This window comes from Pseudomonas sp. BN102, assembly GCF_029871245.1.
Lineage (GTDB): Bacteria > Pseudomonadota > Gammaproteobacteria > Pseudomonadales > Pseudomonadaceae > Metapseudomonas.
Genome location: NZ_SSON01000035.1, coordinates 1 through 14,096 on the forward strand (window position 1 = coordinate 1; position 14,096 = coordinate 14,096).

Below are 14,096 nucleotides of genomic sequence, written 5' to 3' on the forward strand. Positions count from 1 at the left end.
GCGAACAGGGCATCCAGTTTCTGTTCGAAGGCGTGGTAGCCGATGCGGTCGTACAACTCGGCGCGGGTCTGCATCAGGTCGATGACCTCTTTCTGGTGACCGTCGCGGCGAATGGCGGTGTACACGGCTTCGGCTGCCTTGTTGGCGGCGCGGAAGGCCGACAGCGGGTAGAGCTGGATGGCCACGCCGACCGAGGCCAGCTCGTCGCGGGAGAACAGCGGGGTGGCGCCGAACTCGGTGATGTTGGCCAGGATCGGCACGTCCAGCGCCTCGACGAAGCGCTTGTAGGTCGGCAGATCGTAGGCCGCCTCGGCGAAGATGGCATCGGCGCCGGCTTCGACGTACTGCAGGCAGCGCTCGATGGCAGCGTCCACACCTTCAGCCTGGATGGCGTCGGTACGCGCGATCAGGAAGAAGTTCGGGTCGGTCTTGGCATCGGCGGCGGCCCTGACGCGATCGACCATTTCCTCGGTGGAGACGATCTCCTTGCCCGGACGGTGGCCGCAACGCTTGGCGCCGACCTGGTCCTCGATATGGGCGGCGGCCGCGCCGGCCTTGATCAGGTTCTTCACGGTGCGCTCGATGTTGAAGGCGCTGGGGCCGAAACCGGTGTCGATATCCACCAGCAGCGGCAGGTCGCACACGTCGGTGATGCGGCGCACATCGGTGAGCACGTCGTCCAGGGTGTTGATGCCCAGGTCCGGCAGGCCCAGGGAGCCAGCGGCCACGCCGCCACCGGACAGGTAGATGGCCTTGAAGCCGGCGCGCTTGGCCAGCAGGGCATGGTTGGCGTTGATCGCGCCGATGACCTGCAGCGGATGTTCCTCGGCGATGGCGTCGCGGAAACGCTGGCCCGGGGTTTTCAAGTTCATGACTCACCTCGTGTTTTGGACGGGTTGGCGAGCGCTTCCTGGTAGTGGCGCTCGATATTGCGCTTGGATGCACCGATGTGACGGCGCATCAGCAACTCGGCCAGTTCGCCGTCTCGGTCGGCGATGGCGTCGAGAATCCGGTGGTGCTCGCTGAAGGCCTGGCGCGGCCGGTTCGGCACCGTGGAGAACTGCAGGCGGTACATGCGCACCAGCTGGTAGAGCTCGCCGCAGAGCATCTTGGTCAGGGTCTGGTTGCCGCTGCCCTGGATGATCCGGTAGTGGAAGTCGAAATCCCCTTCCTGCTGGTAGTAGCCGAGGCCGGCCTGAAAGGCTTCGTCGCGCTCGTGGGTATCCAGCACCCGGCGCAGCTCATCGATCTCGGCCTGGGTCATGCGCTCGGCGGCCAGGCGGCAGGCCATGCCTTCCAGCGACTCGCGAATCTCGTAGAGTTCGATCAGCTCGGCATGACTGAGGGAAACCACCCGCGCCCCTACATGAGGCACCCGCACCAGCAGGCGCTGCCCTTCCAGGCGATGGATCGCCTCGCGCAACGGGCCACGGCTGATGCCATAGGTGCGCGCCAGCTCGGGCTCGGAGATCTTGCTGCCCGGGGCGATCTCGCCCCGCACTATGGCGGCCTGGATACGCCGGAAGACGTGTTCGGCGAGGGTTTCCGAGTCCAACTGCTCGCTGATAGGGCTTTCAGTGACTTCCAGCATGATTGTCGACACATTTGTCTGCGGTGGCGCAAAAACTACCGCCAGCAAGGCCGCCTTGTCAAACGTCAATCCATGGATTGTCGACAATCGGCTTATACCAAAGTATCTAAGAATGGCACCGTGCTCACACCACCCGTGCCATATGCGTCTGTCGCCGCGGAAAATCCGCGTGCTAGAATGCGCGCCGCCAGCGCCAGTCTGGGCGCCAGTGACATGCCTGCCAGACTCCCAGACCCGGCGCCGCAGCCATGAAGGCCGAGGGCCGGGCTACTGGACCGATGACCGCGTTACGCTCAAAGGACTTATGACACTCAAGCCCTTCGCACTGTTTGCCTGCCTGCTCGCCCTCCCCGGCCTCGGCTTCGCCGCCGAGAAGACCGTCTACGGCCTCAATGAATATGCCAGGCTGAAGGACCTCGACCTGGTGGTCGCCGCCAAGCTCGACACCGGCGCCAAGACCGCCTCTCTCAGTGCCCGCGACATCAAGCGCTTCAAGAAAGATGGCGAGACCTGGGTGCGCTTTTACCTGGCCATCGACGACGCCCACGAACACCCGATCGAACGCCCCCTGGCGCGGATCAGCAAGATCAAGCGCCGCGCCGGGGACTTCGACCCCGAAGAGGGCAAGACCTATACCGCGCGCCCGGTCATCGAACTGGATGTATGCATGGGCAAGGCCATGCGGCAGATCGAAGTGAACCTCACCGACCGCAGCGCTTTCCAATACCCGCTTCTGATCGGTTCCGAGGCGCTCAAGCGCTTCGATGCACTGGTCGACCCGAGCCTTAAATACGCTGCCGGCCAACCCGGCTGTGCCACCGACGCAAACTCTGACGAGTAACCCACATGCGCTCTCTTACCCTGCATCTGAAAGTCCTGATCACCCTCCTGGTGAGCCTGGGCATTCTGATAACGGCCTACCAGATATTCATCCAGGGCATCCCGATCACCGAGGACGCGACCGACGACCTGTGGAACATCGACGCCAAGGTCGAGTTCCAGGCGAGCCCGAAGGACCCGGTCAAGGTCCAGATGTTCGTTCCGCCGCTGAACCGGGACTACGTCAGCCTCAACGAGAGTTTCATCTCGAACAACTACGGGGTGAGCATCAACCGCGTCGACGGCAACCGCAAGGTGACCTGGTCCGCCCGTCGCGCCAGCGGCAACCAGACCCTCTACTACCGCTTGGTGCTGACCAAGCGCTACAGCGGCGAGAAGGCCAAGGACAAGGGACCGATCTTCCGCGACAGCATCCCGGTCGAAGGCCCGGAGAAGATCGCCGCCGAAGCGCTGCTGGCCCCCATCCGCCAGCACTCGGCCGACGTCGAGACCTTCATCACCGAGACCATCAAGCGGGTCAACAACATCAACGATGACAACGTGAAGCTGCTGCTGGCCGGCGATCCGGGCACGCCGAACAAGGCCAAGGTCATCGAGCTGCTGCTGTCCATCGCCCACGTGCCGATGGAACGCGTGCACACCATCCGCCTGGTCAGCGAGCAGGCGCAGAGCCCCGAGCTCTGGCTACGAAGCTTCAATGGCGAGAACTGGCTGTACTTCAACCCCGAGACCGGCGAGCAGGGCCTGCCCAGCGATCGCCTGATCTGGTGGACCGGTGACGGCAACCTGATCAATGTCGACGGCGGCAAGAAGGTCCAGGTGACCTTCAGCATGAACAACAGCGAGATGAATGCCATCCGCCTGGCCAAGTTGACCGACGAGAACACCGACGCCGACTTCCTCGAGTACTCGCTCTACGGCCTGCCGCTGCAGACCCAGCAGACCTACCAGATCATGATCATGATCCCGATCGGCGTACTGGTGATCCTGATCCTGCGCAACCTCGGTGGCCTGCAGACCCTGGGTACCTTCACCCCTGTACTGATCGCCCTCGCCTTCCGCGAGACCCAGCTGGGCTTCGGCATCGTGCTGTTCACCATCATCACCGCGCTCGGCCTGTCGCTACGCTCCTATCTCGAGCACCTGAAGCTGCAGATGTTGCCAAGGCTCTCGGTGGTGCTGACCTTCGTGGTGGTACTGATCGCAGTCATCAGCCTGCTGAGCCACAAGCTCGGCCTGGAGCGCGGCCTGTCCGTCGCCCTGTTCCCGATGGTGATCCTGACCATGACCATCGAACGCCTGTCGATCACCTGGGAAGAACGCGGCGGCGGCCATGCCTTCAAGGTGGCGATCGGCACACTGGTCGCGGCCACCCTGGCGCACCTGCTGATGAGCGTGCCGGAGCTGACCTACTTCATCTTCACCTTCCCGGCTGTGCTGCTGATCATGGTGGGCTTCATGCTGGCGATGGGTCGCTACCGCGGCTACCGCCTGACCGAACTCTTCCGCTTCAAAGCCTTCCTGAAGGACTGAGCCATGTTCGGCCTGCTCAAAACGTGGAAAGCCCTCGAAGCCAAAGGCATCATGGGCATCAACCGGCGAAACGCGGACTACGTGCTGAAGTACAACAAACGGCACCTGTACCCGATCGTCGACGACAAAATCATCACCAAGCAGCGCGCCATCGAGGCGGGGATCCACGTACCCGAGATGTACGGGGTCATCTCCACCGAGAAGGAAATCGAGAAGCTCAACGAGATCATCGGCGAGCGCAACGACTTCGTGATCAAGCCGGCGCAAGGCGCCGGCGGCGACGGCATCCTGGTGATCGCCGACCGCTTCGAAGGCCGCTACAAGACGGTATCGGGCAAGATCATCAGCCACGAGGAAATCGAGCATCAGATTTCTTCCATCCTCACCGGCCTCTACTCCCTCGGCGGGCACCGTGACCGCGCGCTGATCGAGTACCGCGTGACCCCGGACCAGATCTTCAAGAGCATCAGCTACGAAGGCGTACCGGACATCCGCATCATCGTGCTGATGGGCTACCCGGTGATGGCCATGCTGCGCCTGCCGACCCGGCAGTCCAACGGCAAGGCCAACCTCCACCAGGGTGCCATCGGCGTGGGCGTGGACCTGGCCACCGGCGTCACCCTGCGCGGCACCTGGCTGAACAACAAGATCGCCAAGCACCCGGACACCACCAACGCGGTGGACGGCGTGCAACTGCCGAACTGGGACGGCTTCATGAAGCTGGCCGCCGGTTGCTACGAGCTGTGCGGCCTGGGCTACATTGGTGTCGACATGGTGCTGGACCAGGAAAAGGGCCCCTTGATCCTCGAACTCAACGCCCGCCCTGGCCTGAACATCCAGATCGCCAACGACTGCGGCCTGACCCATCGTGCCCACGCCGTCGAGGCTCGCCTCGAAGAGCTGAAAGCCAAGGGTATCCAGGAAACCCCGGAAGAACGCGTGCGGGTATCCCAGGAACTCTACGGCCATGTAAGGCCGGCGGAGATCTGACGATCTGCTGCATGAAAAAGCCCGGCCAAGTGCCGGGCTTTTTCATGGAGCGGGCCACCACAGCCCAATCTGCGAAGCTCAAGGCCCCGTAGGGTGCGCCGTGCGCACCGGCAATCCGGTGCCGGGGTTTCGGTGCGCGCAGTGCACCCTACTCGATTCAGTCCTGAATCCCGGTTTCCTGACAAGAGCCGGGCCCCACAACGGCAATACGGCCGCTCGGCATCTGGCAACGAAAAAGGGGCCTTGCGGCCCCTTCTTCTACCCATCCCGCAACTCAGTCGTTGCTCGGCTTGTTCACCGCATGCAGCACGTACTCCGGCAGAGCGAAGGCGCCGACGTGGATTTCCGGGTTGTAGTAGCGGGTCACGATGCTGCTGCCGGCGTAGCGCTGGCGCAGGGTTTCCACCGGCAACTTGCGCAGCTCGGGGTCAGTGGAACCCCAGGCGAAGGCCATGGCGCCGCCGATGTAGGTGGGCACCGCCGCCTGGTAGAAATGCCAGTCGGCGAACAGACTGTCCATGCGGCTGGCGGTGGTTTGCACCTCGTCCAGTTGCATGAAGGGCGTGCCGTTCTGGGTCACCAGCACGCCGCCATCGTTCAGGCAGCGGCGGCAGGCCTGGTAGAAGTTCTCGGAGAACAACACCTCACCCGGACCTATGGGGTCGGTGGAGTCGGAGATGATGACGTCGAACTTCTCCTCGGTGGTGGCGACGAAACGCATGCCGTCGTCGATCACCAGGTTCAGGCGCGGGTCTTCATAGGCGCCCTTGGAGTGGTTGGGCAGGAACTCCTTGCACATTTCGACCACTGTGCCGTCGATCTCGACCATGGTGATGCGCTCGATATCGCGGTGCTTGCGCACCTCGCGCAGCATGCCGCCATCGCCGCCGCCGATGATCAGTACGCTCTTCACCGCGCCATGGGCCAGGATTGGCACGTGGGTGAGCATCTCGTGATAGATGAACTCGTCTGCCTCGGTGGTCTGGATCACGCCGTCCAGGGCCATGACGCGACCCATGCGCGAGTTCTCGAAGATCACCAGGTGCTGGTGCTCGGTGCGCACCTCGTGCAGCAGCCGGTCCATGCGAAAGCGCTGGCCGTAACCGTCGTAAAGGGTTTCCTGATAGTCGCTCATGGGTTGTCTCCCGTGATGGCTGTAGTGGCGGACGGTGCCTGTCCTGAAAAAGGCCGCCCCAAGAAAAGGCGCGCATTCTACGATGGCCTGGATGTCAGGTCGAACCGCAGTGGAGGAATTTGAAAGTCAGTTTTGCAGAGACGAGGCGGCGCCATGAGAATATCGTCGCACCATGACAAAACCGCTTCCTGTTCCTTATCCTCGCGAGCCTACCGAGCCCATGCGCCTTGATTATTTCGAGCCCTGGAGCTGGCAGCAGTTCCAGCAACATTTCGCCCTGCGGCGCCTGCCCGGCGTCGAACAGCTGACGGCAGACAGCTATTGCCGCAGTTTCCGCCTGGGCGGTCGCAGCGGCTGGTTCCGCCTGCGGCCGCTGCCTGGCGCGCTGGAGCTGGAGCTCAGTCCCTCGACCCGGGATCTTGCGCCACTGCTGGAGCCACGCATCCGGCAGATGTTCGACCTCGATAGCGACCCCGCCGCTATCGCCCGGCACCTGGGCCGCGACCCGCTGCTGCAGGGGTTGCTGGCCCGTTATCCGGGCCTGCGCCTGCCGGTCGCCTTCGACCCCTTCGAGCAGGGCGCGCGCACCATCATCGGCCAGCAGGTCACGGTGAAGGCCGCAGTGACCATCGCTGGACGCCTGGTGGAACGCCTCGGAGATGCCCTGGAAGACGCAGAAGTCGATGGCCCGCAGCGGCTCTTCCCCACCCCGCAGGCCATAGCTGAAGACTCGCTGCCCGGCATCGGCATGCCGGGCAAACGTGTCGACACCCTGCGCCGCTTCGCCCAGGCGGTGGCCGATGGCAGCCTGGAACTGAGCCTGGCCGCTGGCGTCGAAACCCTGGTCGAACGCCTCTGCGCCCTGCCTGGCATCGGCCGCTGGACCGCCGAATACATCGCACTGCGCGCCTTCGGCCAACCGGATGCCTTCCCCACCGCCGACCTGGGTCTGCTCAAATCGCCGCTCTGGGGCCCGGGGGGCATCAGTGCAAGGGACCTGGCCAGCCGTGCCGAGCAGTGGCGCCCCTGGCGCGCCTACGCCGCCGTCTATCTCTGGCAGAGCTACGCGAAGGAGAACTAGCCATGTATTTCCGCTACCACGACAGCCCCATCGGCCCGCTGCTGCTGGCTGGTGACGACAGCGGCCTGCAACTGCTGCACATGGATGCCGCACAGCCCTGGGAACTGGCCGCCGACTGGCAACCGGCGCACCAGCAACTGGACGAAGCCTGCCGCCAGCTGGACCTCTACTTCCAGGGCCGTCTGAAACGCTTCGAGCTGCGCCTGGCGCCCCGTGGCACCGTCTTCCAGCAGCAGGTCTGGCAGGCCCTGCAGGGCATCCCCTACGGTCAGACCACCAGCTACAGCGAGCTGGCCGAACGCATCGGCAAGCCGAAGTCGGTGCGTGCCGTCGGCACGGCCAACGGCGCGAACCCGATCGCAATCGTCATCCCCTGTCACCGGGTGATCGGCCGCGACGGCAGCCTTACCGGCTATGCCGGGGGCCTTTCGCGCAAGGCGCTGCTGCTCAAGCTGGAGGGGGTGCGGTTGCAGCCGGAGCAAGACCAGCTGCTGCTTATCTGAGCCAGTTCAGAGCTTGTTCACGTTCCCGCGAGCTAGAGAAGAACAAGGCGCAACGACCAACGGGAGTAACAGCCGCAGGCTGGCCCGAAGGGGAGCGCCAGCGAATCAAATGGCTGAGGACGCGGAGTTTACGAGTTGTAAATGAGCAGTGCTCACTTTGTTCGCCCTCCGGGCCGCTATGAAGCGCGTTAGCCGCAAGCGGCTTTCCGAAGCCATTTTCAACGCAGCTATTCCGACGCGCAGCTGATCGTGGGCAAGCTCTCAGGGTTGGCGGATGCGCGCCAGCACCTTGGCCGGCTCCCCTAGCGGCAGGGCGATGATCAGCCCCTCCCCATTCCTCGGCGACACGCCGGTCAGCGCCTTGATGTTCACCTGGTGGCTGACCATGATCACCGGCCGGTCCTTGGGCACTTTCTCTATGGCCTTGCGCATCTCGACCATCTGCGCCTCCTGGCTGTCAGGGTCGCTGAAGAAGGAGTCCAGCGCCGGCAGCGTCTCCACGGCCCCCAGCCCCATCTCCAGAGCGGTGTCCTGGGCACGGCACCAGCTGCTGGTATAGAGGCGCGGCTGCTCCACCTTGCGCCGCACCAGCAGCTTGCCCCAGCGTCGCGCTTCCTGCCGACCCCTGTCGCTGAGATTGCGCTGGGTGCTGCAATCCCCCAGGCGAAAGCCTTCCGGGTCACCCGTACCCGGCGCGGTGGTGTGGCGCAGCAGAAGAAACGCCTTGCCCTCGCGCAGGGCCTGCCAGGCGGATTTCTGGTCGGCGGCCGCCGGCAATGCCAGCAACACGGCCAGCAGCAAAACGATAAGCCGGGTCATGGTCGGGTCGCGATCGTCAACGCCGAGCCTGAGGTTGCCCTGTACAGGTCCGGATCAGACCGGGCCGCAACGACGCAGAGGCAGGAACCCATGGGGACGCTCCCAAGTGGATGCAGTCACCCCAAGGATAGATCGGCTGACAGAAGCCATCCTCACGCTCCGTCAGACGATTCTTGTGGCGTTAGAGGCGCGCCAGGTCGATCACCGCGAAACTGGCCACGGTCTCGTGATCACCCAGCTCGCCGCCTTCGCGGGCCAGGCCAATGGTTTGCAGGCCCGCTTCGCGGGCGGCATCCAACTCCTGGACCACATCGGACAGGAAGAGGATCTGCTCGCCGGGCAGGCCGATGGCCGCGGCGATGCGCTGATAGGAAGCCCCTTCGCGCTTGGGCCCGGACGTGGTGTCGAAGTAGCCGGAGAACAGCGAGCTCAGGTCGCCGGCCTCGGAGCAGCCGAAGATCAGCTTCTGCGCCTGGATGGAGCCGGAGGAATAGACGTAGAGGTCATAGCCCTCCTCCTTCCAGCGACGCAGCGCCTCCACCGCATCCGGGTAGACATGCCCCTTGAGCTGGCCGGCCCGGTAGCCCTGCGCCCAGACCATGCCCTGCAGCGCTTTCAGCGGCGTGGCCTTGCGATCTTCGGCAATCCAGCCGAGGAGGATTTCCACCACCCGTTCCAGGCTGGCCCCGGCCTCGCCGCTTTCCGCCCGCACGGCGGCGATCTGCTCGGCCACCTCCGGCTGCTCGGCGTGGTTCAGGACGAACTCCGGCAAATGCCGCGCCGCAAAGGGGAAAAGCACGTCGAAGACGAAACTCACCGCGCTGGTGGTGCCTTCGATATCAGTGAGGATGGCCTTGATGAGCATGGGGAAACTCCAGGTGAATCGGATGGTGCCGGCGTAGGAGCCAGCTTGCTGGCGACAGGGCCAGAAGCGAATTCGCGAGCAAGCTCGCTCCTAAAGGGTCAGTCTTCCAGCTGCGGGAAACGCTTGACGATATCGTCGCCGGTGAACTGGGCGACCCAGCCTTCCGGATTATTGAACAGGCGGATGGCCACGAAGTGCGGATGCTCACCCATGTCGAACCAGTGACGGGTGCCGGCCGGCACCGAGATCAGGTCGTTCTTCTCGCAGAGCACGGCGTAGACGTAGTCGTCTATATGCAGGGTGAAAAGGCCACGGCCAGCGACGAAGAAGCGCACCTCGTCCTCGCCATGGCGGTGCTCGTCGAGGAACTTGGCGCGCAGCTCGGTCTTCTGCGGGTGGTCGGCGGTCAGGCTGACCACGTCTACCGTGACATAGCCCTGCTCCTGCATCAGGCGGTCGATCTGCGGCCGGTAGGCGGCGATCACCTCGTCCTGGCTGGCGCCGGGGGTGATGGGAGCGGAGGCCTCCCAGCGCGAGAAGCGCACGCCGACGGATGCCAGGGTGGAGGCGATGTCATCCAGGTGAGTCAACACCTTGTTCGGCAGGTCGGGGTTGGATTCGTGGTAGACGGTCAGGCTGCTCATCTGGGAACTCCTTGCGGGCCTCCTCCCGGCTCTCGGGCGGGTCGGACGGCCCCGGTATCAATCAGGCATCTTCGTGCGAAGGAAGCATCAGCGCTTGCTGATCGAGAGGGTCTTCAGCTCGCACTCGAAGAGAAACTCGAAGGCCTCGACCTGGCGCAGGGCGTCGCTCATTCGCGACCCCCAAGTATAGAGGCCGTGGCCGCGGATCAGGTAACCCACGCAGTCCGGGTGCTGGTCCAGCCAGGGCTGCACCTTGGCGGCCAGGCGGGCGATGTCCTGGTCGTTGTCGAAGATCGGTATCAGCACCTGGGATTCATGGGTGGAAATGCCACTGAAGGCCTTCTGCAGTTCGTAGTCGGCGAACACCAGCGAGTCGGCCAGGGTCAGGCGCGAAAGCACGGTAGCGTTCACCGAATGGGTGTGCAGCACCGCGCCTATCTCCGGCTTCCAGCGGTAGAGCTGGGTATGCAGCAGGGTTTCCGCCGACGGCTTCTTGCCCGGCTCCAGGCTGTTACCGTCCAGGTCGGTGGCCAGGACGTCGTCCGGGCCCAGTTGGCCCTTGTGCTTGCCGGAAACGGTCAGCAGCGCCTCCGAGGCGGACAGCCGCGTCGAGTAGTTGCTGCTGGTGGCTGGCGACCAGCCGCGGTCGTACAGGAAGCGACCGGCTTCGATGATTTCCTGGGCGAGTTGTTGGCGATTCATGCCCGCTCCTCTTGCAATCGGGTGGCAATGATAACGGCTGCGGCGAGTGCCGCGAGACTGGCGATGACGTAAGTCCAGACCGGCCCCAGGCTGCTCCAGCTGTAGCCTGAGTAAAGCGCGCCGAGGGCGCCGCCGGTACCGGCCAGGGCAGCGTAGAGCGCCTGGCCCTGGCCCTGCTGGCGCGGCCCGAAACGACGTTGCACGAAATGGATGGCGGCAGCGTGAAAGCTGCCGAAGGTGAAAGCGTGCAGCAACTGGGCGAAGAGCAGCACCGGCAACTGCTCGGCGAAATTGCCCAGCAGCAGCCAGCGCAGCGCGGCGATCAGGAAACTGGCTATCAGCACCACGCGCACCGAGTAGCGCGCGAGGACCCGCGCCATCACTAGGAACAGCAACACCTCGGCCACCACACCCAGGGCCCAGAGCTGGCCGATCAGGCTGCGCGGGTAACCGAGGGATTCCAGGTAGATGGTCTGGAAACTGTAGTAGGGCCCATGGGACAGCTGCATCAGCCCCACGCACAGGTAGAAGGCCAACACGCCGGGCTGGCGCAGTTGGGCGAGGAAACCGCCCTGCCCCATGGCGTCTGGCCGCATCTGGGGCATGGCATTGGGTACCCAGAAGCTGCTGAGGACGATGCCAGCCATGATGAGCACCAGCGCCCAGGGATAGAGATCCAGGCTGAACAGGTCGAACAGCGTGCCCAGTCCAATCACGGTGAGGATGAAGCCGATGGAGCCCCAGAGCCGCACCTGGCTATAGCGCGCCGCCTGCTCCTTGAGGTGCGCCAGGGTGATCACCTCGAACTGCGGCAGCACCGCATGCCAGAAGAAAGCATGCAGAGCCATGATCAGGGCCAGCCAGGCGTAGCTGTGGCTGACGAAGATCAGCGAGAAGGTGACCAGGGTGCAGAAGGCGCCGAAGCGCACGATATCCAGCCGCCTGCCGCTGCGGTCCCCTAGCCAACCCCAGAGATTCGGCGCCACGCAGCGCATCAGCATGGGGATGGCCAGCAGCTCGCCGATGCGCGCACTGGAAAAGCCCAGGTGCGCGAAGTACAGGCCGAGGAAGGGCGCCGTGGCGCCCAGCAGGGAAAAGTAGAAGAGGTAGAAGCTGGACAGCCGCCAGTAGGGCAGCGCGTTCGCGCCGCCCGTCACAGCTGGCCGAGCACCGGGGTCTCAACCTGCACGCCAGCGTTCTGCGCACGGTGGCGCAGCAGGTGGTCCATCAGCACGATGGCCATCATGGCTTCGGCGATCGGGGTGGCACGGATGCCCACGCAGGGATCGTGGCGGCCCTTGGTGACCACTTCCACCGGGTTGCCGTGGATGTCGATGGAGCGGCCGGGAGTGGTGATGCTGGAAGTCGGCTTCAGCGCCAGGTTGGCAACTATCGGCTGGCCGGAGGAAATCCCGCCGAGGATGCCGCCGGCATTGTTGGAGAGGAAGCCTTCCGGGGTCAGCTCGTCGCGATGCTGCGTGCCGCGCTGGGCCACGCTGTCGAAGCCGGCGCCGATTTCCACGCCCTTGACCGCGTTGATGCTCATCAGCGCATGGGCCAGTTCGGCGTCCAGGCGGTCGAAGATCGGCTCACCCAGGCCTGGCGGCACGCCTTCGGCGACCACGGTGATCTTCGCGCCCACCGAATCCTGGTCGCGGCGCAGCTGATCCATGTAGGCCTCCAGCTCCGGCACCTTGTCCGGGTCGGGGCTGAAGAAGGCGTTCTGCTCCACCGAATCCCAGGTCTTGAAGGGAATCTCGATCGGGCCGAGCTGGCTCATGTAGCCACGGACGCTGATGCCCAGGGTCGCCAGGTACTTCTTGGCGATGGCACCGGCGGCCACGCGCATGGCGGTTTCCCGCGCCGAGGAACGGCCGCCGCCCCGGTAGTCGCGGATGCCGTACTTGTGGTGGTAGGTGTAGTCGGCGTGGGCCGGGCGGAACAGGTCCTTGATCGCCGAGTAGTCCTTGGACTTCTGGTCGGTGTTGCGGATCAGCAGGCCGATGGCGCAGCCGGTGGTCTTGCCCTCGAACACGCCAGAGAGAATCTCCACCTCGTCAGCCTCCTGGCGCTGCGTGGTGTGGCGGCTGGTCCCCGGCTTGCGGCGGTCCAGGTCACGCTGCAGGTCCTCCAGGGACAGATCCAACCCCGGCGGGCAGCCGTCGACTATGGCGACCAGCGCCGGACCATGGCTTTCGCCAGCGGTGGTGACGGTGAACAGCTTGCCGTAGGTGTTGCCGGACATGCACAGTGCTCCGCAGAAATGGGCCTCGATCGAAGGTCGAGCAGTATACCCGCGGCGTCCGGCCAGTTCACCCCTCGAACCTTGCGCCGCTGCCCGCGTCCAACCCGCCAACCTGGACACTGACCCCATCCCATGCTGCGACTCCTGCTCCTGATCCTTCCTCTCCTCGCCGGCCTGGCCCAGGCCGCCCCGCAGAGCGTACTGCAACGCCCCATCGAGCTGGACACCGGCAGCGGCACCCTGCGCGGCACCCTGCTGCGGCCCAAGACCGACCAGCCGGTGCCGGTGGCGCTGATCATCGCCGGTTCGGGCCCCACCGACCGCGACGGCAACAATCCGCTCGGCGGGCGCAACGACAGCCTGAAGAAGCTCGCCCAGCTGCTGGCGCGCAACGGCATCGCCAGCGTGCGTTACGACAAGCGCGGCATTGCCGCCAGCCAGGATGCGGGCACGGACGAGCGCCAGTTGAGCATCGAGCTCTACGCCAGCGACGCGGCGGCCTGGGGCAGGCGCCTGAAACAGGATGCGCGCTTCTCCAGGCTCATCCTCATCGGCCATAGCGAGGGCGCGCTGATCGCCAGTCTGGCGGCGGACAGCGCCGGCGCCGATGCCCTGGTCAGCATCGCCGGCAGCGCCCGCCCCATCGACCAGCTGCTGCGCGCGCAGTTGCAGGACCGCCTGCCGCCGCCCCTGCTGGCGCAGAGCGAGTCGCTGTTGAGCAGCCTGCGGGCCGGCCAGCAGGTGGCCGAGGTGCCGAAACCGCTGGAAGTGCTGTTTCGGCCCAGCGTGCAGCCCTACCTGATTTCCCTGTTCCGCCAGGACCCGGCGCAGGCCTTCGGCCGACTGCGGATTCCGGCGCTGATCCTGCAGGGCAGCCACGACATCCAGGTCGGTGTGGCGGATGCCGAGCAGCTCAAGGCCGCGCGACCGGACGCGCAACTGACGATCATTGACGGCATGAACCACATGCTGCGCATAGTGCCCATGGACATGGAGCAGCAACTGGCGTCCTATCGCGACCCGCATTTGCCCCTGGCGCGGGAATTGGGCGACCGCATCCTGGACTTCATCCAGGCACTGCCGGCCTCCAGAAATGCGGGAAACAGCCGATAAGGCCTTAGACGGACGTACTACATTCGTCTCGCAGG

15 protein-coding genes are annotated in these 14,096 nt (G+C 64.8%); 6 read left to right on the plus strand and 9 right to left on the minus strand.

Annotated elements, in window-relative coordinates; genetic code table 11:
• Both prpB and E8F12_RS05375 read right to left on the minus strand, forming a co-directional pair.
• On the minus strand, positions 1–872 hold an 872-nt coding region (gene prpB, locus E8F12_RS05370; protein ID WP_280324249.1), incomplete at its 3' end, for a methylisocitrate lyase.
• A complete protein-coding gene (locus tag E8F12_RS05375; RefSeq protein ID WP_280288035.1) occupies positions 869–1,591 on the minus strand; it encodes a GntR family transcriptional regulator in 723 nt (240 codons plus the stop codon). The genes prpB and E8F12_RS05375, both read right to left, overlap by 4 nt.
• Before the next feature lie 304 nt (positions 1,592–1,895).
• Here E8F12_RS05375 and E8F12_RS05380 point away from each other — a divergent pair, with 304 nt between their 5' ends.
• The 3 genes from E8F12_RS05380 to E8F12_RS05390 are packed head-to-tail and all read left to right on the plus strand — an operon-like array spanning position 1,896 to position 4,954.
• On the plus strand, positions 1,896–2,432 hold the full coding sequence (locus E8F12_RS05380; protein WP_280324254.1) for an ATP-dependent zinc protease: 537 nt from the start codon (positions 1,896–1,898) through the stop codon (positions 2,430–2,432).
• A gap of 5 nt (positions 2,433–2,437) precedes the next feature.
• Positions 2,438–3,964 carry an inactive transglutaminase family protein gene (locus E8F12_RS05385; protein ID WP_280324255.1) on the plus strand — a complete coding sequence of 509 codons (1,527 nt, stop codon included), beginning with the start codon at positions 2,438–2,440 and terminating at the stop codon, positions 3,962–3,964.
• Between the two features lie 3 nt (positions 3,965–3,967).
• Positions 3,968–4,954, plus strand: a complete 987-nt coding sequence (locus tag E8F12_RS05390) for an alpha-L-glutamate ligase-like protein (RefSeq protein WP_280324256.1) — start codon at positions 3,968–3,970, stop codon at positions 4,952–4,954.
• Positions 4,955–5,228: 274 nt separating this feature from the next.
• Here E8F12_RS05390 and speE read toward each other — a convergent pair whose 3' ends face one another.
• Complete coding sequence (gene speE, locus E8F12_RS05395; protein WP_280324257.1) at positions 5,229–6,089, minus strand: polyamine aminopropyltransferase; 861 nt, start codon at positions 6,087–6,089, stop codon at positions 5,229–5,231.
• Positions 6,090–6,309: 220 nt separating this feature from the next.
• Between speE and E8F12_RS05400 the strand changes: the two genes are divergently transcribed.
• Together E8F12_RS05400 and E8F12_RS05405 are read left to right on the plus strand one after the other, a co-directional pair.
• A complete protein-coding gene (locus E8F12_RS05400) occupies positions 6,310–7,170 on the plus strand; it encodes a DNA-3-methyladenine glycosylase (protein ID WP_280324258.1) in 861 nt (286 codons plus the stop codon).
• 2 nt (positions 7,171–7,172) lie between these two features.
• Entirely contained in the window at positions 7,173–7,673 is a 501-nt protein-coding gene (locus tag E8F12_RS05405) for a methylated-DNA--[protein]-cysteine S-methyltransferase (protein WP_280324259.1), read from the plus strand.
• Positions 7,674–7,934: 261 nt separating this feature from the next.
• On the opposite strand, the gene E8F12_RS05410 is transcribed toward E8F12_RS05405, so the two are convergent.
• The 6 genes from E8F12_RS05410 to aroC all read right to left on the minus strand — a co-directional run bounded on the left by E8F12_RS05410 (position 7,935) and on the right by aroC (position 12,948).
• On the minus strand, positions 7,935–8,492 hold the full coding sequence (locus tag E8F12_RS05410) for a histidine phosphatase family protein (protein ID WP_280324260.1): 558 nt from the start codon (positions 8,490–8,492) through the stop codon (positions 7,935–7,937).
• A 181-nt stretch (positions 8,493–8,673) separates the two neighbouring features.
• Positions 8,674–9,357 (minus strand): acireductone synthase, encoded by a 684-nt coding sequence (gene mtnC / locus E8F12_RS05415; protein ID WP_280324261.1) that lies wholly within the window; start codon positions 9,355–9,357, stop codon positions 8,674–8,676.
• Between the two features lie 98 nt (positions 9,358–9,455).
• Positions 9,456–10,001 carry an acireductone dioxygenase gene (locus tag E8F12_RS05420; RefSeq protein ID WP_280324262.1) on the minus strand — a complete coding sequence of 182 codons (546 nt, stop codon included), beginning with the start codon at positions 9,999–10,001 and terminating at the stop codon, positions 9,456–9,458.
• 87 nt (positions 10,002–10,088) lie between these two features.
• Positions 10,089–10,703, minus strand: a complete 615-nt coding sequence (locus E8F12_RS05425; protein ID WP_280324263.1) for a methylthioribulose 1-phosphate dehydratase — start codon at positions 10,701–10,703, stop codon at positions 10,089–10,091.
• A complete protein-coding gene (locus E8F12_RS05430; protein WP_280324264.1) occupies positions 10,700–11,860 on the minus strand; it encodes an MFS transporter in 1,161 nt (386 codons plus the stop codon). Before E8F12_RS05430 ends, E8F12_RS05425 begins: the two co-directional genes overlap by 4 nt.
• Positions 11,857–12,948: a chorismate synthase gene (gene aroC / locus E8F12_RS05435; protein WP_280324265.1), complete on the minus strand. Its 1,092-nt coding sequence runs from the start codon at positions 12,946–12,948 to the stop codon at positions 11,857–11,859. The genes E8F12_RS05430 and aroC overlap by 4 nt, the downstream gene beginning before the upstream one ends.
• A 132-nt stretch (positions 12,949–13,080) precedes the next feature.
• Between aroC and E8F12_RS05440 the strand changes: the two genes are divergently transcribed.
• A complete protein-coding gene (locus tag E8F12_RS05440; protein WP_280324266.1) occupies positions 13,081–14,061 on the plus strand; it encodes an alpha/beta fold hydrolase in 981 nt (326 codons plus the stop codon).
• Positions 14,062–14,096 lie beyond the last annotated feature (35 nt).